The organism is Amycolatopsis bartoniae (genome assembly GCF_014191255.1).
Taxonomy (GTDB): domain Bacteria; phylum Actinomycetota; class Actinomycetes; order Mycobacteriales; family Pseudonocardiaceae; genus Amycolatopsis_E; species Amycolatopsis_E bartoniae.
The window spans coordinates 158,521-182,140 of sequence record NZ_JACHWH010000002.1; the positions used below are offsets into that span (position 1 = coordinate 158,521).

The 23,620-nt window shown below is 71.4% G+C and carries 25 protein-coding genes and 1 tRNA gene; 10 read left to right on the forward strand and 16 right to left on the reverse strand.

The features are described from left to right. Window positions 1-118 precede the first annotated feature (118 nt). The 3 genes from FHX82_RS12630 to FHX82_RS12640 all read right to left on the reverse strand — a co-directional run bounded on the left by FHX82_RS12630 (window position 119) and on the right by FHX82_RS12640 (window position 3,557). On the reverse strand, window positions 119-1,423 hold the full coding sequence (locus FHX82_RS12630) for an MATE family efflux transporter (RefSeq protein WP_145936987.1): 1,305 nt from the start codon (window positions 1,421-1,423) through the stop codon (window positions 119-121). Between the two features lie 210 nt (window positions 1,424-1,633). After that, the gene (locus FHX82_RS12635) at window positions 1,634-2,515 is read right to left on the reverse strand and encodes a class I SAM-dependent methyltransferase (RefSeq protein ID WP_145937133.1); all 882 of its coding nucleotides are present in this window, start codon (window positions 2,513-2,515) and stop codon (window positions 1,634-1,636) included. A 61-nt stretch (window positions 2,516-2,576) separates the two neighbouring features. Continuing rightward, window positions 2,577-3,557: a DHH family phosphoesterase gene (locus tag FHX82_RS12640; RefSeq protein ID WP_145937132.1), complete on the reverse strand. Its 981-nt coding sequence runs from the start codon at window positions 3,555-3,557 to the stop codon at window positions 2,577-2,579. Between the two features lie 24 nt (window positions 3,558-3,581). Between FHX82_RS12640 and FHX82_RS12645 the strand changes: the two genes are divergently transcribed. Then, complete coding sequence (locus FHX82_RS12645; RefSeq protein WP_145937131.1) at window positions 3,582-4,604, forward strand: TRM11 family SAM-dependent methyltransferase; 1,023 nt, start codon at window positions 3,582-3,584, stop codon at window positions 4,602-4,604. A 150-nt stretch (window positions 4,605-4,754) separates the two neighbouring features. Here the strand turns inward: FHX82_RS12645 and rbfA are convergent, their stop codons facing one another. From rbfA to rimP, 6 genes are all read right to left on the reverse strand, one after another. Next, the gene (rbfA, locus tag FHX82_RS12650; RefSeq protein ID WP_145937130.1) at window positions 4,755-5,207 is read right to left on the reverse strand and encodes a 30S ribosome-binding factor RbfA; all 453 of its coding nucleotides are present in this window, start codon (window positions 5,205-5,207) and stop codon (window positions 4,755-4,757) included. A gap of 27 nt (window positions 5,208-5,234) precedes the next feature. Next, a complete protein-coding gene (locus tag FHX82_RS12655) occupies window positions 5,235-5,528 on the reverse strand; it encodes a DUF503 domain-containing protein (RefSeq protein WP_145937129.1) in 294 nt (97 codons plus the stop codon). Window positions 5,529-5,595: 67 nt separating this feature from the next. Then, window positions 5,596-8,592: a translation initiation factor IF-2 gene (gene infB, locus FHX82_RS12660; RefSeq protein ID WP_145937128.1), complete on the reverse strand. Its 2,997-nt coding sequence runs from the start codon at window positions 8,590-8,592 to the stop codon at window positions 5,596-5,598. Window positions 8,593-8,673: 81 nt separating this feature from the next. Further along, window positions 8,674-9,045 (reverse strand): YlxR family protein, encoded by a 372-nt coding sequence (locus tag FHX82_RS12665; protein WP_145937127.1) that lies wholly within the window; start codon window positions 9,043-9,045, stop codon window positions 8,674-8,676. A gap of 23 nt (window positions 9,046-9,068) precedes the next feature. Then, window positions 9,069-10,094 (reverse strand): transcription termination factor NusA, encoded by a 1,026-nt coding sequence (gene nusA / locus FHX82_RS12670; protein WP_145937126.1) that lies wholly within the window; start codon window positions 10,092-10,094, stop codon window positions 9,069-9,071. Next, window positions 10,091-10,630 carry a ribosome maturation factor RimP gene (rimP, locus tag FHX82_RS12675; protein WP_145937125.1) on the reverse strand — a complete coding sequence of 180 codons (540 nt, stop codon included), beginning with the start codon at window positions 10,628-10,630 and terminating at the stop codon, window positions 10,091-10,093. The genes nusA and rimP overlap by 4 nt, the downstream gene beginning before the upstream one ends. A gap of 106 nt (window positions 10,631-10,736) precedes the next feature. Here rimP and FHX82_RS12680 point away from each other — a divergent pair, with 106 nt between their 5' ends. Continuing rightward, window positions 10,737-11,660 (forward strand): ferritin-like domain-containing protein, encoded by a 924-nt coding sequence (locus FHX82_RS12680; protein WP_145937124.1) that lies wholly within the window; start codon window positions 10,737-10,739, stop codon window positions 11,658-11,660. Window positions 11,661-11,700: 40 nt separating this feature from the next. On the opposite strand, the gene FHX82_RS12685 is transcribed toward FHX82_RS12680, so the two are convergent. Both FHX82_RS12685 and FHX82_RS12690 read right to left on the reverse strand, forming a co-directional pair. After that, window positions 11,701-12,327: a hypothetical protein gene (locus FHX82_RS12685; RefSeq protein ID WP_145937123.1), complete on the reverse strand. Its 627-nt coding sequence runs from the start codon at window positions 12,325-12,327 to the stop codon at window positions 11,701-11,703. 23 nt (window positions 12,328-12,350) lie between these two features. Then, on the reverse strand, window positions 12,351-12,623 hold the full coding sequence (locus tag FHX82_RS12690; protein WP_183176614.1) for a hypothetical protein: 273 nt from the start codon (window positions 12,621-12,623) through the stop codon (window positions 12,351-12,353). Between the two features lie 98 nt (window positions 12,624-12,721). On the opposite strand from FHX82_RS12690, the gene FHX82_RS12695 reads away from it, so the two are divergent. Continuing rightward, on the forward strand, window positions 12,722-12,862 hold the full coding sequence (locus tag FHX82_RS12695) for a hypothetical protein (RefSeq protein ID WP_183176615.1): 141 nt from the start codon (window positions 12,722-12,724) through the stop codon (window positions 12,860-12,862). On the opposite strand, the gene FHX82_RS12700 is transcribed toward FHX82_RS12695, so the two are convergent. Further along, window positions 12,846-13,862, reverse strand: a complete 1,017-nt coding sequence (locus FHX82_RS12700) for an aminotransferase class V-fold PLP-dependent enzyme (RefSeq protein ID WP_145937121.1) — start codon at window positions 13,860-13,862, stop codon at window positions 12,846-12,848. The two genes, FHX82_RS12695 and FHX82_RS12700, sit on opposite strands and share 17 nt — an antisense overlap. A 128-nt stretch (window positions 13,863-13,990) precedes the next feature. Here FHX82_RS12700 and FHX82_RS12705 point away from each other — a divergent pair, with 128 nt between their 5' ends. Then, window positions 13,991-14,734, forward strand: coding sequence for a rhomboid-like protein (locus FHX82_RS12705; RefSeq protein WP_183176616.1), 744 nt, complete (start codon window positions 13,991-13,993; stop codon window positions 14,732-14,734). 11 nt (window positions 14,735-14,745) lie between these two features. Beyond that, window positions 14,746-15,519: a tyrosine-protein phosphatase gene (locus FHX82_RS12710; RefSeq protein ID WP_145937120.1), complete on the forward strand. Its 774-nt coding sequence runs from the start codon at window positions 14,746-14,748 to the stop codon at window positions 15,517-15,519. Window positions 15,520-15,538: 19 nt separating this feature from the next. On the opposite strand, the gene FHX82_RS12715 is transcribed toward FHX82_RS12710, so the two are convergent. The 3 genes from FHX82_RS12715 to cysD are packed head-to-tail and all read right to left on the reverse strand — an operon-like array spanning window position 15,539 to window position 18,771. Beyond that, the gene (locus tag FHX82_RS12715) at window positions 15,539-16,042 is read right to left on the reverse strand and encodes a pyridoxamine 5'-phosphate oxidase family protein (protein ID WP_145937119.1); all 504 of its coding nucleotides are present in this window, start codon (window positions 16,040-16,042) and stop codon (window positions 15,539-15,541) included. A 1-nt stretch (window position 16,043) separates the two neighbouring features. Continuing rightward, on the reverse strand, window positions 16,044-17,858 hold the full coding sequence (gene cysC, locus FHX82_RS12720) for an adenylyl-sulfate kinase (protein WP_145937118.1): 1,815 nt from the start codon (window positions 17,856-17,858) through the stop codon (window positions 16,044-16,046). 1 nt (window position 17,859) lies between these two features. Then, complete coding sequence (cysD, locus tag FHX82_RS12725) at window positions 17,860-18,771, reverse strand: sulfate adenylyltransferase subunit CysD (protein ID WP_145937117.1); 912 nt, start codon at window positions 18,769-18,771, stop codon at window positions 17,860-17,862. A gap of 58 nt (window positions 18,772-18,829) precedes the next feature. On the opposite strand from cysD, the gene FHX82_RS12730 reads away from it, so the two are divergent. The 4 genes from FHX82_RS12730 to FHX82_RS12745 are packed head-to-tail and all read left to right on the forward strand — an operon-like array spanning window position 18,830 to window position 22,401. Then, entirely contained in the window at window positions 18,830-19,312 is a 483-nt protein-coding gene (locus FHX82_RS12730) for a nuclear transport factor 2 family protein (RefSeq protein ID WP_145937136.1), read from the forward strand. Between the two features lie 10 nt (window positions 19,313-19,322). After that, window positions 19,323-20,486: a hypothetical protein gene (locus FHX82_RS12735; RefSeq protein ID WP_145937116.1), complete on the forward strand. Its 1,164-nt coding sequence runs from the start codon at window positions 19,323-19,325 to the stop codon at window positions 20,484-20,486. Next, entirely contained in the window at window positions 20,486-21,262 is a 777-nt protein-coding gene (locus tag FHX82_RS12740) for an SDR family oxidoreductase (protein WP_145937115.1), read from the forward strand. The genes FHX82_RS12735 and FHX82_RS12740 overlap by 1 nt, the downstream gene beginning before the upstream one ends. Next, a complete protein-coding gene (locus tag FHX82_RS12745) occupies window positions 21,259-22,401 on the forward strand; it encodes a sulfotransferase family protein (protein WP_229881293.1) in 1,143 nt (380 codons plus the stop codon). Before FHX82_RS12740 ends, FHX82_RS12745 begins: the two co-directional genes overlap by 4 nt. Here FHX82_RS12745 and FHX82_RS12750 read toward each other — a convergent pair. Then, window positions 22,380-23,360: an asparaginase gene (locus FHX82_RS12750; protein WP_145937113.1), complete on the reverse strand. Its 981-nt coding sequence runs from the start codon at window positions 23,358-23,360 to the stop codon at window positions 22,380-22,382. The two genes, FHX82_RS12745 and FHX82_RS12750, sit on opposite strands and share 22 nt — an antisense overlap. Before the next feature lie 157 nt (window positions 23,361-23,517). Here FHX82_RS12750 and FHX82_RS12755 point away from each other — a divergent pair. Next, a tRNA-Ile gene (locus FHX82_RS12755) sits at window positions 23,518-23,591 on the forward strand. Window positions 23,592-23,620 lie beyond the last annotated feature (29 nt).

Here is a 23,620-nt window from a genome sequence, read left to right on the forward strand (position 1 = left end):
TGCCTGCTGGGGCGGCACGGAAGAAGCCTCCTAGCTGCGCGCGGGGATGATCAATGGTTGTATCGACCGGACGGCGGAAATGCTTACCGCTGACCTCGGTGTTTTCGGCCACACGGGATCAGCGCACCGCGCCGGTGACGGCCCAGCGGCCGGAGCGCCATCGCACGACCACGGCGATCAGGCGCAGGACGATGAACAGCGACAGGCCGGTCCAGATGCCGGTGAGCCCCCAGCCGAGGGCGAGCGAGATCCAGATCAGCGGGAGGAACCCGAGTGCGGCGCTGACGAGCGTCGCGGTGCGCAGGAACGCGGCGTCGCCGGCGCCCAGCAGCACCCCGTCGAGGGCGAACACCACGCCCGCGATCGGTTGCAGCGCAACGAAGAACCACCACGCGTGCGGGATTTCGCCGAGCACGCCGGGGTCGGCGGTGAACGCGTGCGGGAGCACCGGGAACAGCGCGGCGAAGACGACGCACAGCACGCAGCCGAGGATCAGCCCGTAGCGCGTGATCTGGTTCGCGACGCCGTGCGCCTGCCGTTGCGCGCCCGCGCCGAGCGCGGCGCCGACGAGCGACTGGGCCGCGATCGCGACGGAGTCCAGTACGAGCGAGAGGAACGTCCACAGCTGCAGCACGATCTGGTGCGCGCCGACGGCGGTGGTGGACGTGCGGGCGGCGACGGCCGCGGCGGAGACGAAGCAGGCCTGGAACGCGAGGCTGCGCAGGACGAGGTCGCGGCCGAGGCTGAGCTGCGCGCGCATGACCTTCGGGTGCGGCCGCAGCGGCGCACGCTCGGCGACGAGGGCGCGCAGGAACAGCCCGGCGGAGACGACCTGGGCGGCGAGGTTGGCGACGGCGGAGCCTTCGAGCCCCCACCCGGCGGCGTACACGAGGACGGGGCAGAGCACGGCGGAGATCCCGTTGCCCAGCAGGACGTAACGCAGCGGGCGGACGGCGTCCTGCACCCCGCGCATCCAGCCGTTGCCCGCCATGGTGACGAGGATGAGGGGCGCGCCGAACAGGGCGATCCGCAGCCAGGACACGGCCGCCGCGGCGATGTCGTCGCTGCCGGACAGAGCCCGCGCGATGGGGGCGGCGAGCAGTTGCCCCGCGACGACGAGGACGAGCCCGACGGTCAGTGCCAGCCAGGTGGCCTGGACGCCCTCGCTGACGGCCTCCGCTCGCCGCCCGGCGCCGTGCAGCCGGGCGGTGCGGGAGGTGGTGCCGTAGGACAGGAAGGTCAGCTGGGTGGAGATCTGGGAGAGCACCACGCCCCCCAGCGCCAGCCCGGCGAGCGGCAAGGCCCCGAGGTGACCGACGACGGCCGTGTCGACCAGGACGTACAACGGCTCCGCGGCGAGCACCCCGAGCGCGGGAACCGCGAGCCCGAACACCTTCCTGGCGGGCACCCGCTCGGCGGTCATCTGCACGGCCCGAGGCTAACCGGCCGAGAGGCCGGGGGCGGGGACGAGCGTGGCGGTTGTGACGACGGTCGCTGTAGGGGCGGGGTGGGGGGTGGGTGTGGCGGGGGCTGAGTTGAGGGCGCTGGATGGCGGACGGCGGGGCCGCGCGTTCGAGCGGGCAGTCGAAAGGCCCGACAGTGCCGGGCCGAGGCGTGGCCTGGCCAGAAGGTCCTAGGGCTCGGACGAAGATGTGGCCTGGCCAGAAGCCCGACTATGCCGGACGAAAGCGTGATCTGACCGGAAAGCAGCCGCGCCGGACGAAAGCGGGCCTTTGCGGCCCACCAGGTGGAAGATGCGGCTGAGCTCGCGGTAGGGATCCCGCCGGCCGGCTTCGAGTTCTACGGCGGCCGCCGCTGCCAGCTGGGCTGCGTCGACCGGCTCGGACTGGGCTCCGCTGAGGTCGAGCCAGTCCACGAACAGCCACACCCCGTACCAGCGCACCGGCTCGACGCCCCGGCTCCGCAGGGAATCGCCGAGTTCCTCCACGGTGTCGGCCCGCGTCGGCACTCCCAGCACGCCGATCTCGTCCTTGGCATCGAACGACGCCAGGGCGTCCTCCCACCGCCGTTCCAGGGCCGGGCGCACGGCCGCCGCCTTGGCGTTGCCCGCCATGATCGAGACCACGCCACCCGGCGCGGCGCACTGGCACAGCTGGTCGAGCACCGGCTCCGGGTGCTCCAGATATCCGAGCACGCCGTGGCACAGCACGGCGTCGAAGCGCCGGCCGTGCACCGCCTCGTCGGCGTTCCCGCCGTCGGCCCGCACGAGCTCCACCCGTTGGTGCACCTCGTCTGGCAGCTGACCGAGCCGCTGGCGGGCTTTGTCCAGCATCGCCTGCGACGAGTCGAGCAACGTCACCTCGTAACCGGCCTGGGCCAGCGGAAACGACTGATGACCCGCGCCACCTCCGACGTCGAGCACCGACGCCGGGGGCGGCGGCAGGTGCTCCAGCAGCTGCTGGTGCAGGACGTAGGTGCGTACACGCCCCTTCAGCGAGGCATAAGCCCCGTCCACGAACTGGTCGGCCAGCCCGGCCCAGGTGTCTTCGCCCATCGGCTCACTGTTGCATGCTTCGCGAACGAGTGGACCGGAGCGACGTCCGTGCACTGGTTTGCTACAGCAACGGGGCTTCGGCGAGGGCGTCGCGGACCGCGGTGAGCACTTCGTCGGGCGTGCCGTGCAGGGTGGCGCCCGCGGCGAGGCGGTGTCCACCGCCGCCGAGGGTGCGCGCCGCGACGGAGACGTCGATCTTGCCGACCGCTCGCAGCGACACCGTCCACTCCCGCGGCCCCTGCTGCTTGAACACCGCCGCGACCTCGGCGTCACGAATGCCGCGGACGACGTCCACCACCCCCTCGACCTCCTCCAGCCGCACGTCGGCGGCCGCGTCCAGCGTGACGAACGCGTGCACGAGCCCGTAGCCCTGCGCCGCCTCCGGCTCCAGGCACGCGGTGCCCAGCGCCTTCGACAGCATCGGCAGCCACGCGAACGGGTGGTCGTCCACCACCTCGCGGGACAGCCTGTCCGGGTCCACGCCCGCCTCGACCAGCCGCGCGGCCGCCCGGTGCGTGGACGCCGTGGCCCGGCGGAAACCGCTCGTGTCGGTGACCAGTCCGGCGTACAGGCACCGCGCGATCGGCTCGTCGAGCGGGGCGCCGAGCTGGTCGAGCAGGTCCAGCACGAGCACCGCCGTGGCCTCGGCCGTGTCGTCGACGACGTGGTGAGTGCCGTACCGGGTGTTCGACGCGTGGTGGTCCACCACGAGCACCGAACCGCCCGCGGCCTTCGTCGCCTCGACGCGGTCGGCCAGCGACCCGAGCCGGGCGGGCGCCGGGGTGTCGCAGCAGACGAGCAGCGGGCTGCTCGGCGGAACCTCGTTGGCGGCCACCACGAGGTTGCCCGCGTCGAGGCCGCGCAGGCTTTCCGGAACCTCGTCGGGAAGTGCGAACGACACCCGCACCACCGCGCCCCGCTGCTGCAGCGCCCGCCCGAGGGCCAGCGCGCTGCCGAGTGCGTCCGCGTCCGGGCGCACGTGGGCGAGCAGAGTGACGTCGGTGGCGGTGGTGAGCAGGTCGAGCGGCGACGAAGGGCTCATGGCCGCAAAGTACCCTTTGCTGCGATGTTCGACTATGGGATCCTCCTCTACCCTTCGGCCAACCGGGTGTACGCCGACGCCTCGGCCGCCCTGCTGCGCGCCGAGCTGGCCGTGTTCGGTGAAGCGTTGAGCACCCCGCCCGCGGAGATCGGCGAGCGACAGCTCGGTGGGGTCACCTACGTGACGTTCTCGACCGCCGGGCGACTGTCCGAAGAGGACGTCGCGCTGCTGTCGAACCTGTCCGCGCTCTACGCCCTGTTCGAGCTGGGCGACGGGGTGCTGCGACCGGTGGAGGTCGGCCCGCTCGACTGGTTCGGCTCGGACCTGCTGACCATCCAGAAGTACCCGGGCAAGACGAACGAGCTGTTCACCCGGCTGCTGCTGAACGTCACGCTGCTGTCCACGGCGGAGCCCACCGCGTTCCTGCACCGCCCGCTGCACGTGCTCGACCCGTTGTGCGGCCGCGGGACCACCCTGAACCAGGCCATGAACTACGGCCTCGACGCCACCGGCTTCGAACTCGACAAGCGCGACTTCGAGGCCTACGAGCACTTCGTCAAGACCTGGTTGCGCACCCGGCGGATCAAGCACACGGCCGAGTCCGGTCAGCTGCGCCGGAACAAGGTGAAGCTCGGGCAGCGGCTGGAGCTCGGGTTCGGGCTCACCAAGGAGCGCTACAAGGCGGGCGAGGTCCGCCGCGTCACCTACTACAACTGCGACACGGCGACCGCGGCCGACCTGCTCAAGGCGGGTTCGGTGGACGCCATCGTGACCGACGCCCCGTACGGCGTGCAGCACGGCAGCCACCGGCCGGAGGACCTCTCTCGCAGCCCGCTGGAACTGCTCGAGTCCGCCGTCCCGGCGTGGGTGCGGACGCTCCGCGCCGGGGGTGCCCTGGGCATCTCGTGGAACACGCACGTCGCGAAGCGCGACGAGGTGGCGGACATCCTGGAGGGTTCGGGTTTGCGGGTGCGCGAGCTGCCGGACTTCGCGCATCGCGTGGACCAGGCCATCCAGCGGGATCTGATGGTGGCTTGCAAGGGCTGAGCTGCGGGGTTGGGGCTCGCTTTCGTGCGGTTCGGGCGGGTTGCACGCGGCCGTTCCCGGACTCCGCGGTGCTCCAGCCCGCGGGCACCGCTCAGCACACGAAAAAGGCGGGCCACCCCACCGGGGGTGACCCGCCTCCACAAAGGACGGTCAGTCCTCTTCGTCCTCGTCCTCGCGCGGTGCCTTGTACGGGTCCGGGTCGCCCGCGTGCTGGGCGCCCGCCGAGCGGCGCGCCACCTCGGCGTCGGCCTCCCGGGCCTTCGCCAGCAGGTCCTCGATCTGCCGCGCGGTGTCCTGGATGGTGTCCGCGACGAACGTCAGCGTCGGCGTGAAGCGCACGCCCGTGCCCTGCCCGACCTTCGACCGCAGGACGCCGCGTGCCGACTCCAGCGCCGCCGCCGCACCGGCGAAGTCCGGCGCCGACTCCAGGTTCTCGCCCAGCACCGTGTAGAACACCGTCGCGTCGTGCAGGTCCGCCGTGACACGGGTGTCGGTGATGGTCACGTAGTTCAGCCGCGGGTCCTTGATCTCGTGCTCGATGGCCGAGGCCACGATCTGCGAGATCCGCTTGGACAGCCTCCGCGCACGCGCCGGATCGGCCATCGCACATCCCCTACTTTCTCGTCTTGCTCAATCTTCGGGCCCGAGCAGGCGGCGGTGCGCGGACAGCAGCTCCAGCTCCGGCCTGCCCGCCACGAACCGCTCGCACTCGTCGAGCACGTCACGGACATGCTCGCCGTCGGCGGCCACCACCGCGACTCCGATCAGGGCCCGCCGGTGCAGGTCCAGGTGCCCGGCCTCGGCCACCGAGACATCGAACCGCTTGCGCAGCTCCGCCACCAGCGGCCGCACCACCGAACGTTTCTGCTTCAGCGACCGGATGTCGCCCAGCAACAGGTCGAACTCGAGTGCTCCGACGAACAACGGACTCCCTCTACGGCAGGGCCGGGGCCGGTCCCCGAAGGACCGGCCCCGGCTCGCTCAACGACCGTCAGACGCGCGGCTTCTCGCGCTGCTCGTAGGTCTCGACCACGTCGCCGACCTTGATGTCGCTGTACGACCCGAGCGTGAGACCACACTCGTAGCCGTCGCGCACCTCGACGACGTCGTCCTTGAACCGCCGCAGCGAGGACACCGGGAGATTCTCGGCGACCACCACGTCGTCCCGCAGCAGGCGGGCCCTCGCGTTGCGCCGGATCTCGCCCGAGGTGACCAGGCAGCCGGCGATGGTGCCGATCTTCGAGGACTTGAAGACCTCGCGCACCTCCGCCTTGCCGAGCTCGACCTCTTCGTACTCCGGCTTGAGCATGCCCTTGAGAGCCTGCTCGATCTCCTCGATCGCCTGGTAGATCACCGTGTAGTACCGGACGTCGACGCCCTCGCGGTTGGCCCGCTCGGTCGCCTTGCCCTGGGCCCGCACGTTGAACCCGAGGACGATCGCGTCGGACGCCGTCGCCAGGTCGATGTCGGACTCGGTGACGCCACCGACGCCGCGGTGCACCACGTTGAGCTCGACCTCGTCGCCCACGTCCAGCTGCATCAGGGACGCTTCGAGCGCCTCGACGGTACCCGAGTTGTCGCCCTTGATGATCAGGTTGAGGCTCGACGTCTCCTTCAGCGCGGAGTCCAGGTCCTCCAGGCTGACCCGCTTGCGCCGTGAAGCGTTGAGCGCGTTGCGGGTGCGGGCGGACCGGCGCTCGGCGATCTGCCGCGCCACCCTGTCCTCGTCCACCACCAGGAACGTGTCACCGGCGCCGGGCACCGAGGTGAACCCGATGACCTGGACCGGCCGCGAAGGCAGCGCCTCCGTGACGTCCTGGTTGTACTCGTCGACCATCCGGCGGACGCGGCCGTACGCGTCACCGGCGACCACCGAGTCACCGACGCGCAGCGTGCCGCGCTGCACCAGCACCGTGGCGACCGGACCGCGACCGCGGTCCAGGTGTGCCTCGATCGCGACGCCCTGGGCCTCCATGTCGGGGTTGGCCCGCAGGTCCAGCGTGGCGTCGGCGGTCAGCAGGATCGCCTCCAGCAGCCCCTCGATGTTGATGTTCTCGCGGGCGGAGATGTCGACGAACATGGTGTCGCCGCCGTACTCCTCGGCCACGAGCCCGTACTCGGTGAGCTGCTGCCGGATCTTCTGCGGGTTGGCGCCTTCCTTGTCGATCTTGTTGACCGCGACCACGATCGGCGCCTTGGCCGCCTGGGCGTGGTTGATCGCCTCCACCGTCTGCGGCATGACGCCGTCGTCGGCGGCGACCACGATCACCGCGATGTCGGTGGAGTTCGCACCACGGGCACGCATGGCGGTGAACGCCTCGTGACCCGGGGTGTCGATGAAGGTGATGAGCCGCTTGTTGCCCTCGAGCTCCGTCTCCACCTGGTAGGCACCGATGTGCTGGGTGATGCCACCGGCCTCGCTCTCGCGCACCCGCGTCTTGCGGATGGTGTCGAGCAGGCGGGTCTTACCGTGGTCGACGTGGCCCATGACGGTGACGACCGGCGGCCGGATCTGCAGGTCCTCCTCGTCACCGGCGTCCTCGCCGTAGGTGATGTCGAAGGACTCGAGCAGCTCGCGGTCCTCCTCCTCCGGGGAGACGACCTGCACGGTGTAGTTCATCTCCGAGCCGAGCAGCTCGAGGATCTCGTCGGACACCGACTGCGTGGCCGTCACCATCTCACCGAGGTGGAACAGCACCTGCACCAGCGAAGCCGGGTTCGCGTCGATCTTCTCCGCGAAGTCGGTCAGCGAGGCACCACGCGGCAGGCGGATGGTCTCGCCGCTGCCCTTGGGCAGCCGCACACCGCCGACGCTGGGCGCCTGCATGTTGTCCATGTACTCCTGGCGCTTCTGCCGCTTCGACTTGCGGCCCTTGCGCGAGGGACCACCGGGACGGCCGAAGGCACCGGCCGTGCCGCCGCGGCCACCGCCGCCACGCGGGCCGCCGCCACCGCGGAAGCCGCCGCCACCGGCAGGGGCGCCGCCGCCACCGGGTCCACCCCGGAAGCCGCCGCCACCGCCACCGCCACCGGGACCGCCGCGGTAACCACCGCCGCCGCCACCACCGGGACCGCCACGACCGGCGCCACCGGGACCACCACGGCCCGTACCGGCACCACCACGGCCACCACCGGGACCGCCACGGCCCGCACCGGGACCAGCGGGACGCTGTGTGCGGCCGGGCATCATGCCCGGGTTCGGACGCGGCGGCATGTTGCCGGGGCTCGGCCGGTTGCCGCCACCGGGACGGGGACCGGCAGCCGGCCGCTCGCCACCGGAACGCTCAGCCGGCCGCTCGGCACCACCGGGGCGCGGGCCGCGGTCGTTGCCGCCGCCGGGACGCGGCGCGGCGGGACGCGGCGCGGGCGCGCCGGAACCGACACCGAACGGGTTGTTGCCGACCCGCGGGGTGCGCGGACCGGGCTTGGGACCGCCGGGCTTGGGGCCCTGCGGCTTCGGGGGCACGACCGAGCTGCCGGCACCGCCACCCTGGGCGGGCGCCGGACCGGGCCGCGGGCCCGCCTGCTGCGGACGCGGCTCCGCCTTGGCGGCGGGCACCTCCGGCTGCTGGGGCTGCTGCTGCGGACGCTGCTGCTGCGGTTGCGGCTGCTGCGGGCGCTGTTGCTGCTGGGACTGCGGCTGCTGCTGCGGCGGCTGCTGCTGCGGCGGCGCGGGCGGCCGCGGTCCGGGACGAGGACCGGGCACCGCGCTGGGACGCGGGCGGTCCTGGGTGGATTCGGGGGTCCGCTGGGCGGACGGGGCACCGCCGTTGTTCGACGGCCCCGGTACCGGCTTGCGACCACCGGACTTGCCGGACTTGCCGCCACCGGCGGTGAAGGCGTCACGCAGCCGCCGGGCAACGGGTGCCTCGACGGTGGATGACGCGGACTTCACGAACTCGCCCTGCTCCTTCAGCTTGGCGAGAACTTCCTTGCTTGTGACACCGAGCTCTTTCGCCAGCTCGTGCACGCGGGCCTTGCCTGCCACTGCTCTCCTCATCTGATGAGGCCAGCCGGCGGTAGGGACCCGCTGACCTCGTCCTATCGTCGCGCGTTCATGGCTTCAGCTTCACGGCTGACTCATGACGGGTCGACCTGCTTCCTTCGTTTCCGTTCGGACGGGGGAAGGTCCCCCGGACCGTTGGCCGGCGTGCCGCTCGAAGTACCGCCGCACGTCCGTGCCGTCGAGTGTTCCAGAACTTCGTAACGCTCTGGAAAACGCCCGGCGCCGTTCGGCCTTGGCCAGGCAGCCCGGTTCGGGATGCAGCCATGCACCCCGGCCCGGCAGCCGCCGACGTTCGTCGACGACCACGTGCCCGTCCACCGCGACCACCCGCAGCAGCTCACCGGCCGAAGCCCGCTTCCGGCATCCCACGCACGTGCGGACCGGTGCCTCCCGGTGTCCGTCGCGCGCGTTCCCCGAACGCGGGCTTCCAACCATGTTCGAGTTTAGCTCCTGGCCTGTCACTCAGCCGAACCGGTTGCCGCGGCGCGCGGTGTGTCCTCCGGCTCACTGCCCGCCGCGTCGCTGCGGATGTCGATGCGCCACCCGGTGAGCCGGGCGGCGAGACGGGCGTTCTGCCCCTCCTTGCCGATGGCGAGGGACAGCTGGAAGTCCGGCACCACGACGCGGGCCGTCTTCGCGCGCTCGTCCACCACCTGCACGGACACAACCTTCGCGGGCGACAATGCATTCCCCACGAAGCGAGCCGGATCCTCCGAGTAGTCGATGATGTCGATCTTCTCACCGGCCAGCTCGCTCATCACGTTGCGCACCCGCGCGCCGACGGGGCCGATGCACGCGCCCTTCGCGTTGACGCCCGAGACCGTGGAGCGGACCGCGATCTTCGAGCGGTGCCCGGCCTCGCGGGCGACCGCCGCGATCTCCACCGTGCCGTCGGCGATCTCCGGCACCTCGAGCGCGAACAGCCTGCGCACCAGGTTCGGGTGGGTGCGCGACAGCGTGATCTGCGGACCGCGGCTGCCGCGGGACACCCCCACGACGTACGCCTTGAGGCGGCTGCCGTGCTGGTAGGACTCCCCCGGCACCTGCTCGGCGGGCGGCAGCACGCCCTCGGTGTCGCCGACCTGCACGATCACCATGCCGCGCGCGTTCGCCCGCGCGTCGCGCTGGATCACGCCGGCGACGATCTCGCCCTCCTTCGCGGAGAACTCCCCGTACGTCTTCTCGTGCTCGGCGTCCCGCAGGCGCTGCAGGATGACCTGGCGCGCGGTGGTGGCGGCGATGCGGCCGAAGCCCTCCGGCGTGTCGTCCCACTCCTCGTCCACCTCGCCGCTCTCGTCGAGCGTGTGGGCGAGCACCCGGACGTAGCCGGTCTTGCGGTCGATGTCGATCCGCGCGTGCGGCTGGTGGCCGTCGGTGTGCTTGTAGGCCGTCAGCAGCGCTGTCTCGATGGCCTCGATCACGGTCTCGAAGGGGATGTCCTTGTCCCGCTCGATCGCGCGCAGTGCGGCGATGTCCACGTTCACTTCGGCTCTCCCTCCGTCCCGGTGCCGTCGACGATCATCCCCGAGGCGTCTTGCTCCAGCAGTTTCAGGTCCTCCGTCGGCGGTTGCTTGAACTCGATCTCGATGACCGCCTTCGCCACGTCGGCGTAGCGCACGTCGCGGATCGCGCCGTCGACGAGGACGCGCGCCGACTCCGGCCCGGCGTGGCCGACGCGGCCGACGAAGCCGGCGCCCTCGTGCGGGGTGATCCGCACCAGCCGGTACTTCGCGCGCCGCCAGTGCCGCTGCGCGGTGAGCGGGCGCTCGACCCCGGGCGAGGTGACTTCGAGGGTGTAGGCGCCCGCGATGAGGTGGTCGTGCTGGTCGAGCACGGCGGACACGGCGCGGCTGACCTCGGCCACCTCGTCGAGTCCCACGCCGTCGTCCGCGTCGACGACGACCTTCACCAGCTTGCGGCGCCCGGCCTGCTGGACGTCGAGCGCGTCGAGGTCGAAACCAGCGCCGGCCACCGCGTCCGCCACGATCGGCTCGAGTCTGCCGGCGAGTTCTCCTGGCACCTTGGCGCTCTCTCTCCTGTTTGGTCTCTGTTGGTGAGGGACCAGCTTAACCGGTTGGCCCCCGTAGCCGCCCGTGGTTGCCGCCCTCCTGGCAGGATGGCGCGACGTGAGTCCCCGTTCCCGTCGTGACGTCCTGCGGCTGAGCGCGCTGGCGGCACTCGCCGTCCCGCTCGCCGCCTGCAGAACCGGCTACTCCGACGAGCCCGATCCGCTGGCCCTGCTCGCGGAACAGGCCACGGCGGACGCCGCGGCGGCGAACGCGCTGGCGGCCGGATCGTCCACTGAGGCCGGTGTGGCCCGGGAGGTGGCGGCCACCCGTAGTGCGCAGGCGCAGGCCCTGCAGGCGGAGGTGGACCGGCTCAACCGGCCGAAGTCGGCCGTGCGCGTGGTGACACCGGGCGGCAGCGGGCTCGCGGCGCTGAAGGAGCGGCTCGCCACGGCGCGTGAGCAGGCGGAGGCGCTGGTGCCGGTGCTGGAGGGGTACCGGGCGGGGCTGGTGGCGGCGGTGGCCGCGGGGTGCGCGGGGGCGCAGCAGCTCGACGACCGGCTCGGGCCGGGCAAGGACCCGGGCACGGTGCAGGCGGTGGCCTCGATCCCGGACGAGGCGGTGGCGCCGTTGCAGAAGGCACTGGACGCCGAGCACGCGGCGGTGTGGGTGTACGGGCTGGTGAGCGCGTTCCTGCCGGCGAACTACGACGCGGGGGCGAGCGAGGGGGCGCACGAGCACCAGGACCGCCGCGACGCGTGCGTGCGGATGCTGGACGCGGCGGGCGTCACGCCGGACGGGCCCGAGCCCGCGTACATCACGCCGAAGCCGGTCACGGACGCGACGTCGGCGAAGAGCGTGGTGGCGACGGCGGAGACCGACTGCGCGGCGGCGTGGGCGGGCGTGCTGGAGCAGACCGCCGACCAGGGCCTGCGGGCGGTCGCGCTGACGGCGCTGCTGGGCTCCGCACGGCGGGGCACCCGGTGGCGGCAGGCCGCCGGGGAGACGCCCGCGGCGCTGCCGTTGATCGGCGTGAGCGCGTAGGTCACGCGGGGCGCGGTCGGTCCACTGTCGACAGCCGGCGCTAGCCCAGCCTTGAGGACAGACCCAGCGCCTCGCCGTTGACGCGACCGAGGGTGGCGGCGTCGGTGCGCCCGTCGAAGAAGGCGGACAGGACGATCGTCACCTGCGTTCCGGTGACCCGGGAGGCGTACTCGCCGTCCGCGAGCTTCGGCGCGCCCGCGACCTTCGCGGTGCCGTCGCGGACGAGGTCGTTGACGTTGCCGGTGCCGTCGCGGTCGGCCAGCGCCTTGAGCTGCTGCGCCTGCGCCTGGTCCGGCATGGTCACGAGGGCGACGGACACCAGCACGTTCCCGCCGTTCGCGGTGGTGGTGAACAGCGCCCGCGAGAGCCGGAGGCACGGGTGCTCGCCGAACCAGCGCTTGACGTCGTCGGTGGACTTGGCGGCGCAGTCGGTGGACGCGACCGGCCCCTCGGTGGCGGTGAAGGTGTACTGCTGGGCAGGGGCCTGCGCGGCGGGGTCGGGCGAGGAGCCGCGCTGGATGAGCCACCACACGAGCCCGGCCACGACGGCCACCACCACGAGGCCCGCACCCTTGAGCAGCCGGCCACCACCGCGCCGGGGCTGGGCCGGGACGCGGGGCAACGGCGCTGTGTCACCGCGGTGCGGCGGGTATTGCGGAGCGACCACGAGTGGACACCGTATCGGAAGGTTCACTCGACCGTGTGAGGAAGGCGCAACCCGTCGAGCGTCAGGTCCAGGTTGCGCAGCCACTGCCCGTGAGGCGTCGCGAGGCCGAGCGTGTGATCGCCGGGCAGGACGGCGGCGAGTTTCCGCAGCCCGGTGCGGATGCGGGCGAGCGGCACGTCGAGGTCCAGCCCGGTCCCGCCGAGGGCCTCGTTCACGCCGCAGCTGGCGCACGTAGTCGCGGGCGAACCCGGCGAAACCCCGCCACGGGTCGGGATCTTCGAGAGCTTGCTCGGCACGCACGGCAATCTCGTCGAGCACGTCGGCGAGCACGGCCCGCAGAGGACAGGCGCCGGTAGAACGTCCCGATGCCCACCCCGGCCCGGCGCGCGATCTCGTGCGCCGTGACGTCGCCCCCCACTTCCGCGAGAACGTCGCCGCGCTCTACCGGGCTTTCGCCGCGGGCGAGCCGGTTCCCGGCTTCGCCGACGAGGTCCGGCTGCACCGGCTGCTCGACGCTGCTACCGCACAGCTTTGAGCACCAGCTCCACGTCCTCGCGCGTGTTGTACAGCGCGAACCCCACCCGGGCCTTGCCCGCGCGGGCGCTCGCCACGACGCCCGCCGCCCGGAGCCGGTCCGCGTCACCGTCGAACGCGACGATCGGGCTGTCCCCCGCGGGCAGCCCGAGCCCGGCACGCAGGGCATCGGCGAGCCCGACGCAGTGCGCTCGCACCGCCGTCAGGTCCAGCGACGCCAGGTACGGCAGCGCGACCGCCGCCCCGACCTGTGCCAGCCACACCGGGGACAGGTCGTAGCGCCGCGCGTCCGCGGCGAGCCGCAGCGGCAACCCGTACAGCGACTGCCACGGGTCCTCCCCCGCGTACCAGCCGGCGTTCACCGGCACGCCCCGCTCCAGCGCCCGCGGGTGTACCGCCAGCCACGCCGAGCCGCGCGGGGACAGCAGCCACTTGTACCCGGCCGCGGCTACCCAGTCGGCCCAGTCCAGTCGCAACGGCTGCCACCCCAGTGCCTGCGTGGCGTCGAGCGCGACCGGCACGCCGGCGGCTTCGCTCGCCGCTCGCAGGGCGTCCAGGTCCACGTTCGCGCCGTCCGCCGACTGGGTGACGCTGACCGACACCAGGTCGTGCCCCGCCACGCGGTCCGGCAGCTCGGCGAGCGGGACCTCGGTGACCGTGACGCCGGGGCGCGCGGCGAACGGGAACGAGACGCTGGTGAAGTCGCCCTCGGCGGTGAGCACCTTCGCGCCGTCCGGCAACCCGGCCGCGACCGCACCCAGCAGCTGCGACACCGACGCCCCGACCGCCACCCGGTCCGCGGGCACGCCCACCAGGTCCGCGAAGCCCTGCCGCGAGCGTGCCACCGACTCCTCGAAGTCCGCGGGCACGTCGAGGCCGCGCCGCCAGCGGTCCACTGTCGTGGCGACGGCGTCGGCGACCTGTGCGGGCGGAACGGAGATGCTGGGGGTGTTGAGGTAGCCGTCGGGAACGTCGAACCGGGCGTCGAAGGCTGTGCGCATGATCTCACCGTGCCCCAACTTCGCGAGCGAATCACGCGATTTCGGCGCATGGTGGTGGAGTGCGTCTTCTCAGCCGACTCACAGCCGGGCGATGGCCGGCGCTCAGGATGAGCCCCCAGACTGGCGGGGTGCCCGAGGACACGAAGGCCCGGCGGCCGCACTGGACCACCCGTGCCGCCGTGCTGCTGCCGAGCCCCACCGCGACCCCGTTCACGTTCTGGTACCTCGCCGTCCTGCTCGCGACCACGATCCTGCAGCGGGTGGTCGGCGAGTCGGTGTCGGCGAAGCTGCTCGCCGGCGCCAGCACGGACGCGCACAACCTGTGGCACCGGCCGGTGGCGAGCCTGGTCAGCAGCGCGTTGTGGATCGAGAACTCGGGCTGGCTGGTCTACGTGCTGATCTTCGCCCTCGCGGTGGCGCCGCTGGAGCGGCGGGTGGGGCCGGGCTGGACGTTCGGTGTCTTCGCGAGCGGGCACGTGCTCGCGACGCTGGCCACCGAGCTGCCGGTGATGGTCGCGCTGCGGCACGGCTGGCTGCCCGCGGAGGACGCGCACTGGCTCGACATCGGGGTGAGCTACGGCTTCTTCGCGACGGCCGGGGCGATGGTGCCGGTGCTGGAGAAACGGCTGCGGCTGCCCGCGGTCGTGCTGCTGGAGCTGGTCATCGGCGTGATCTACCTGTTCGACCAGCCCGGTTCGCTGCTGTCGGTGGTCACCGTGGCCGGGCACGCGATCGCGGCGCACATCGGGATGCTGGCCTGGCTGCCGTGGCTGCGGCGGCGCGGCCTGGTGGGCACGCTGCGGCTGCCGCGGCGGGTGAAGAGTGATCCAGTTCGCCCGGACGCTCCCTTGGCGGACTCGATCTCGCAGTGAACGATGGGGGCATGCCATGGCTCGGACTCGAAGGGGCGGCGAACGCCCGTGACGTGGGTGGACTTCCGGCCTCCGACGGGCGGGTGACCGCGGAGCGCACGCTGCTGCGCTCGGACAACCTGCAGGGGCTCACGCCCGCGGACGTCAAGCTGCTCGTGGACGACTACGACCTGCGGACGGTGGTCGACCTGCGCAGTACGCACGAGGTCGAGTCCGAGGGGCCGGGCCCGCTGCGGGCGGTCGAGCGGGTGCGGCACGTGCACCTGTCCGTGCTGCCCGAGCGCGGCGAAGCGACGGACGCGGCGGCGGACGCGCTGTTCACGCGGCGGGAGAAGGCGCTGGCGCGGTACCCGGACGACCCGATGTGCGCGCTGTACCTGGGTTACCTGGAGGACAGGCCGGAGAGCGTGGTCGGGGCGCTGCGGACGATCGCGGAGTCGCCGGGCGCGGCGCTCGTGCACTGCGCGGCGGGCAAGGACCGCACCGGCGTGGTGGTGGCGTTGTCGCTGACGGTGGCCGGCGTCGAGCGGGAAGCCGTGGTGGCGGACTACGCGGCGAGCGGGACGCGGATCGAGGGCATCATGGCCCGGCTGCGTGCTTCCCCGACGTACGCGCCGGACCTGGAGGAACGCGACGACGACGACCGGCACCGCCCGCGCGCGGCGACGATGGAAGCCTTCCTGACGCAGGTGGACGAGCGCTACCGCGGCGCCCTCACGTGGCTGGCGAAGAACGGCTTCGACGACACCGACGCCCAGCGGCTGCGGGAGAAGCTGCTGGCTTAGGGAGTGTTCCGGTGGACCGCTAGTCCTTCAGGAACTCCGCCGTGGTGCCGCCGAGGGGCATCGGGTCCAGGCCCAGCTTCCGGTGGTCCCACGTGCGCGTCCGCAGCGGGTCGACGCGCACGACCACCCGCTTGTTCATCATCATCTCCACCAGCGGCTTCGCCTCGTCGGTGTACGGCCCGTGGTAGCGCTCCCACACGCTGACGCCCACGCGCCAGATGTCGTCGGCGTCGTCGCTGATCACCGCGCGGCCCTCGATCGACACGCCGCGCAGCTGGTCGTACGTGTGCCCGGCCTCGACGAGCACCGTGATCCGGTCGTCGCGGCGGAGGTTGACCACCTTCTGCGACTTGGCCTTGGTCTCGAACCAGATCTTCCCGTCCACCACCGCGTACCACATGGCGACCAGGTGGGGCGTGCCCGTGGGGCCGAGCGTCGCCATCGTCGCGGTGCGGCCGCGCGCGACGAACTCCTCGGCCTCCTCGTCGGTCATGCGGATCTGCGCACGCTGGTTGACGCCCATGTCACCGGTCCAGGAGGTTCAGGATGGCCGAGGCCATCGTCGCGGGATCGCCGTCTCCGGGCCGCAGCACGAGCTCGGGCTCGGCGGGCGGCTCGTACGGGTCGTCGATACCGGTGAAGCCGCGGATCTCGCCGGCGCGGGCCCGGGCGTACATGCCCTTCGGGTCGCGCGCCTCGCACACCGCCAGTGGTGTGTCCACGAAAACCTCCACAAAGGACAGCCCCGCTGCCTCGTGCTCGGCCCTGGCCTTGGCCCGGTCCGCCCGGTACGGACTGATCAACGACACTATCGCCACGATCCCGGCGTCGGCAAACAACTGCGCGACGGCCGTGACGCGGCGCACGTTCTCCGCGCGGTCGGCGGCGCCGAATCCGAGGTCGGCATTGAGCCCGTGGCGCAGGTTGTCCCCGTCGAGCCGGTAGGCGGGGCGCCCGGCGGCGACGAGCAGCCGCTCCAGCTCCGCCGCAATGCTGGACTTGCCCGACGCCGACAGCCCGGTGAACCACACCGTGAGCCCCCGGGTCGGCCGCTCGTCGCGGGTGACGGTGGCGGCGTGCCACACGACGGGCGTCGCGGCGCCGGTGATCATGCCCGCGGCGACGGTGTCGTTCGTGGTTTCGTCGACGAGGATGAAGCTGCCCGTGTCACGGTTGCGCCGGTACGGGTCGAACAGCAAAGGCTGCCTCGCGCGCAGCCGCACGCGGCCGATCTCGTTGAGCCCCAAGGTGGTCGCGGACTCGTCGCGGTGCAGCGTGTTGACGTCGAGGCGGTATTCGAGCGAGCGCACCTCGGCCCTGGTCTCGCGGGTGGTGTGCCGCAGGACGTACGTCGAGCCCGGGGTGAGAGCGCTCCCATCGGCGAACCAGCAGACCATCGCGTCGACGTCGTGCCCGCTCTGCGGCCGGTTGCCGGGACGGCAGATCAGGTCGCCGCGCGCGACGTCGAGGTCGTCGGCGAGCCGGATCGTGACCGCCTGCGGCGCGAACGCCTCGGTCAGCTCGCGGCCGCCGGGCGCGCGGACCTCCTGGATCCGCGACCGGAACCCCGACGGCAGCACGACGACCTCGTCACCGGACTTGAACACCCCGCCCGCGACGGTGCCCGCGTACCCGCGGTAGTCGCCGCGGCGGATCACGTACTGCACGGGGAAACGGGCGTCGACGAGGTTGCGGTCCGACGCGATGTGCACCTGCTCCAGGTGGTGCAGCAGCGGCGTGCCCTCGTACCACGGCATGCTCGTGCCGCGGTGGACGACGTTGTCGCCGTGCAGCGCGGAAACCGGGATGAATGTCAGGTCCGGCACCGACAGTTTCATGGCGAACCGGCGGAAGTCCTCGCGGATCTCCTGGAAGCGATCCCACGACCAGCCTACGAGGTCCATCTTGTTGACGCACAACACCAGGTGCGGGATGCCGAGCAGGTTGGCGAGGAACGCGTGCCGCCGCGACTGCTCCAGCACGCCCTTGCGCGCGTCGACGAGGACCAGCGCGAGGTCGGCGGTGGAAGCGCCGGTGACCATGTTGCGCGTGTACTGGATGTGCCCGGGCGTGTCGGCGATGACGAACTTGCGCCGCGGCGTGGCGAAGTAGCGGTGGGCGACGTCGATGGTGATGCCCTGCTCGCGCTCGGCGCGCAGGCCGTCGGTGAGCAGAGCGAGGTTCGGGTAGTCCTCGCCGTGGTCGCGGCTCGCGCGCTCGACGGCCGCGAGCTGGTCGGTGAACAACGTCTTGGAGTCGAAGAGCAGGCGGCCGATGAGGGTGGACTTGCCGTCGTCGACGCTGCCCGCCGTGGCGAGCCGCAGCAGTTCCCGGGGCATCTCAGAAGTACCCTTCCCGCTTGCGATCTTCCATGCCCGCCTCGGAAATCCGGTCGTCGGCACGGGTGGCGCCGCGCTCGGTCAGGCGGGTCACGGCGGTTTCGGCCACCACCTCCTCGGCGGTGGCGGCCGTCGACTCCACGCAACCGGTGCACGTCGCGTCGCCGACCGTGCGGAAGCGGACCGTCGCCTCGTACGGGCGTTCGCCGTCCAGCAGGCGCAGGTGCCGGGTGTGCGCGAGCAGCATCCCGTCGCGCTGCACGACTTCGCGGCGGTGGGCGTAGTACAGCGACGGCAGCTCGATCCCCTCGGCCGCGATGTAGGACCAGATGTCGAGCTCGGTCCAGTTCGACAGCGGGAAGACGCGGATGTGCTCGCCCTTGCGGTGCCGCCCGTTGTAGAGGTGCCACAGCTCGGGTCGCTGGCCACGCGGGTCCCACTGGCCGAACTCGTCGCGGAAGCTGAACACGCGCTCCTTCGCGCGGGCCTTCTCCTCGTCGCGCCGGGCACCGCCGAACACCGCGTCGAAAGCGTTTTCCTGGATCATGCGCAGCAATGTGACGGTCTGCAGCCGGTTGCGCGACGCCCGCGGCCCGGTCTCCTCGACCACGCGGCCGGCGTCGATGTCGTCCTGCACACTGGCGACGACGAGCCGCAGGCCGAGGTTTTCCACCGTCCGGTCCCGGAATTCGAGCACCTCGTCGAAGTTGTGCCCGGTGTCCACATGCGACACCGGGAACGGCGGCGGCGCGGGCCAGAACGCCTTGCGGGCCAGGTGCAGCATCACCACCGAGTCCTTACCGCCGGAGAAGAGCAGCACGGGCCGTTCGAAGGTGGCCGCCACCTCGCGGAACACGTGCACGGACTCGGCCTCGAGCGCTTCGAGGCCGGACAGCTCGTACGTGCTGGTCACTTCGCAAAATTAGAACACGTTCTTGCTTTCGGTCAATCCCCGGAGGATGCTGGTCGGCATGGACCTCGGCGCGCTCGAAGAGATCAAACGGGTGAAGCACCGGTATCTCCGCTGCGTGGACCTCAAGCGGTGGGACGACGTCGCGGACACGCTCGCGCCCGACGCCACGGCGAGCTACGGCACGCCCACCTACGGCGAGCCGATCGTGCTGGCCGGGCGCGAGGCCATCACCGGGTTCCTGCGCGAGAAGCTCGGCGGCGAGATCCTCACGACGCATTTCGCGGTCCAGCCGGAGATCGACATCGACGGTGACACCGCGACGGGGCTGTGGCCGTTCGAGGACACGGTGATCTCGCAGGAGCACCGCGTCATGATCAAGGGCGCCGCGGTCTACGAGGACTCCTACCGCCGCGGCGAGGACGGGCAGTGGCGCATCACGCACACCGGCTACACCCGGACGTATGAGTTCGTGCTCTCGTTCGAGGACCTGCCGAGCCTGCGCTTCACCGCGAACCGCTGGGCACCCGAGAACGCGTTCTAGGAGGACGGGCGTGCTGACCGAGAAGTTCGCGGCGGCCATCGCGGAGGCCGAGCGCGTCATCGCCGAAGCCGAGCACGTACGTGACGAGCAGGATCTCGTCGAGGGCTACGACTATCTGGCAGGCAGCATCCGCGCGTCGCTGCAGATGGCGTGGGCCTACGAGCGGGACTTCCCGTTCTTCGTCCAGTCCACCGGCCCGTACACGAAGCTGGGCCTGGACAATCCCGACACCCTGTACTTCCACTCCTACCTGCGCGACGACGCCGAGTACGTCGTCACGGGCACGCGCGGCACCACGCGCGACCTCAGTTTCCAGGTCCTCAACGGCGACTACTCCCCCGTCGACGTGCCGGACAGCTTGACGGCGTTCGACGACCGGGAGATCGAGATCGGGCCGGACGGGCGATACGAAATCCGGTTCGGTCCCGATGCCGCGCGGCCGGGCTACTTCACCCTCGGGCCCGGCTCGGCGATGCTGGTGGTGCGCGAGGTGTACAGCGACTGGGCGCACGAACAACGCGGCACGATCCGGATCCGCCGCGCCGACAAGGCCGGGCAGGCGCCGGCGCCGCCTTCGAGGGATCTACTGGAGAAACGGTACGGCGTGGCCGGAAAGATGCTGCTGTCGCGGCTGCGGACGTTCCTCGCGTTCCCGAAGTGGTTCTACCTGGACCTGCCGGTGAACACGCTGACCGAACCGCGGGCGACACCGGGCGGCCTGAGCACGCAGTTCTCGTCGGTGGGGCACTACGACCTCGACGACGACCAGGTCATGGTGGTCACCGTGCCCCGCTCGGACGCGCCGTACCAGGGCATCCAGCTCGGCAGCATGTGGTACATCTCGCTCGACTACCTCAACCACCAGACGAGCCTCACCGCCGACCAGGCGCGCGTGGATCCGGACGGGAAGATCCGGTTCGTGATCAGCGAGCGCGATCCCGGGGTGGTGAACTGGCTGGAGCGCACCGGGCACCGCCGCGGTTACGTGCAGCTCCGGTGGCAGCGGCTGTCCCGCGCGCTGGAACCGGCGGACGGGCCCGAGGTCGAACTGTGCACAGTGGACGAACTTCCGGCGCGCCTGCCGTACTACGACGAGGCGAAGATCGCGCCGGACGGGTTCGCCGCCCGGATCGCGGCCCGGCAGGCCGCCGTCGCGACGAGGATGCTGGGCTGATGTTGTTGCGGGACAAGGTTGTCGTGGTCTCCGGGGTCGGCTCGGGGCTGGGCAGGGCGATCGCGGTGCAGTGCGCGCGGGCGGGTGCGGACGTCGTGCTCGCCGCCCGGACGGAGTCGCGGCTGCGCGAGGTCGCGAAGGAGGTCGACGAGCTCGGCCGGCGTGCGCTGGTGGTGCCGACGGACATCGACGACGAGTCGGCGGTTTCCCGATTGGTTTTCTCCACTGTGGACGCTTTCGGCCGCGTCGATTCGGTGGTGAACAACGCTTTCGCGATGCCGCCGATCACCGGCCTGGTCGACGTCGGACTGCCGGAAATGCGGGCGGCACTCGAAACGAACGTGCTCGCGACTTTGCGGTTGACCCGGTTGTTCGTGCCGGAGCTGGAGAAGACACGCGGCTCCGCAGTCATGATCAACTCGGCGGTGTTGCGGCACTCGCGTCAGGGCTTCGGGCCGTACAAGACCGCGAAGTCGGGGCTGCTGGCGGTCGCGTCCGCGCTCGCGACCGAGCTGGGGCCGCGCGGGATCCGGGTGAACTCGGTGGCACCGGGCTACATTTGGGGCGACCACCTGAAGTTCTACTTCGCCTACCTCGCGCAGCAGCGGGGCGTGCCGGCCGAGCAGGTGTACGAGGAGACTGCGGCCACGATCGACCTGCGCAAGCTACCCGAGCCGGACGAAATCGCCGACGCGGTCGTGTTCCTGCTCTCCGACCTGGCGCGGGCGATCACCGGGCAATGCCTGGACGTCAACGGCGGGGAGTACCACTCGTGACCCGCGAGAACGTCGGAACCGTCGAGGACCTGCACGAGTCGGCGACCCGCTTCACGGGGCTCGACGATTTCGGGAACGACGACTACCGCGAGGGGCTGGCGGTCCTGCTGGAGTCGTACGAGCGGGACGCGGCCCTGACTCCGTTCGGCCGGCGCGTGAAGCGTGCCTTCCTGCGGGGGGCGCTGGTCGCCCGGCTGCTCAGCGAGGCGGCGTGGAAGCGCTTTCCCGAGCACGCGGAGGTGCCGATCGAGCGGCCCATCTTCGTCACCGGCCTTCCCCGCACCGGCACGACTGCGCTGCACCGCCTGCTCACCGCGGACCCGGCGCACCAGGGGCTCGAAGTGTGGCTGACGGAGGTCCCGCAGCCGCGGCCGCCGCGCTCGACGTGGGCGGAAAACCCGGTGTTCCAACGGATTCAGGCCGGGTACGAGCAGCATCACGTGGAGCACCCGGAGTTCCTGGGGGCGCACGAGATGTCGGCCGATCAGGTCGAGGAGTGCTGGCAGTTGCTGCGCCAGTCGGCGAAGTCGGTGTCGTACGAGTGCCTGGCGTACCTGCCGACCTATTCGGCGTGGCTACGGGAACAGGACTGGACGGACGCGTACCGGCGGCATCGGCGAAACCTGCAGCTGATCGGGTTGCCGGACAAGGACCGCCGGTGGGTGCTGAAGAATCCGAGCCATCTGTTCGCGCTGGACGCGCTGATGGCGGTGTACCCGGACGCGCTGGTGATCCAGACACACAGAGCACCGTCGACGATCGTCGCGTCAGTGTGCAGCCTGAACGAGCAGGCGGCGGCCGGCTGGTCCGAGGTGTTTTCCGGTGCTGTGGTGGGGAAGGCGCAACTGGAGCTGTGGGCGCGGGGTGCGGAGACGTTCCTGGAGTCCCGGAAGCGCTACGACCCGGCGCAGTTCTGCGACGTGTACTACCCGGACTTCGTGGCCGATCCACTGGGGACGGTCGAGTCGATATATTCCCGTTTCGACTTGCCGTTCTCCTCGGACGCCCGCTCGGCGATGGCTGCCTTGTCGCGGGAAAGCGCTTCCCGCCCTGGGCATCGGTACTCGCTGTCGGATTTCGGGTTGACTGCTGCAGAGGTGGAGGCCCGCTTCGCTCGTTACCTGGAAGCGCACGCCTGAGCCAGCTCCTTGGCCACTCGCGCCGGGTCCCGGTGAAGCGACAGGAGCACGGTCAGGAGAATGCGGACCTGCGAAGGCCGCAGCGTGCCGGTCGGGATCGCCCCCGCCGCAACCAGGTCGACGCCCCCACCGTTGCCGTAGAGCGCGACGACAGGCCCGGCGTGCACGCGGGTGGACAATGCCACGACTGTGCCGTTTTCGGTGAGCCTGGCGACGGCTTCGCAGATCCGCGGATTGGCGTTCCCGGCACCAGTCGCCTCAAGCACGACGCCGCCCGCCCCGGCGGCAACGACAGCGTCGAGCGCGGCGGTGTCGGCACCGGGGTACAGCGCGACGATGTCGACCCGGGCGTCGAGTTCGCCGAGCTCGATCGGCGCTTTCCGCTCGGGAGTGGCGGTGAAACTCACGGTGTTCTGGCGTACCTGCCCGATCGGCCCGCCGTCAGGCGTAGCGAAGGCGGCCGCGGCGAGGGTCTGAGTCTTGCGCGTACCTTTCGCTGAATAGACAGCACCGTCGAAGACGATGAGCACACCGCGGTTCCGAGCCTCCTCAGCCGCCGCGATCGTTATCGCGTCGGCGAGGTTACGAGGCCCGTCGGTATCGGGCGCGTCGGCGGCCCGCTGTGCGCCGGTGAACACCACGGGCCGCGGGTCGTCGTGCACGAGGTCGACGAGGAAGGCGGTCTCCTCCATGGTGTCGGTGCCGTGGGTGACGACGATGCCCCGCACGTCGGGCTCTTCAAGGGCCTTCCGGACTTCCTTGGCGATGAGCCCCATGTCGCGGGGGGTGAGGAGGTAGCTGCCGAGCCGCAGGACGTCCCGGCCGGTCACGGCGACGTTCGGCGGGTAGGGCAGCCTGCTGAGCAGCTCGTCGGAAGCGTCACTGGCGACACTGGCCCCCTGCGCGTTCCGCCGAGACGCGATCGTCCCACCCGTCGACAACACGACGACCTTGCCCACTCACTGCCTCCTCTGGGTGACTACGGGGGTCACTCTAAGCTCCCTCCCTCGCACCCCTGGCCCACGCCCTCCCCCGGCGGGTGCTCCCCCACGGCCCGGGCAGGTGCGGTATGTTGACGACATCTATGACGGCCGGGGGTAACGCCCATGCGCCACGGGGCCGGTAGCTCAGTTGGTTAGAGCAGGGGACTCATAATCCCTTGGCCGCGGGTTCGAGCCCCGCCCGGCCCACCTGGGGTGAACTGGGGAAACAGCGGGCG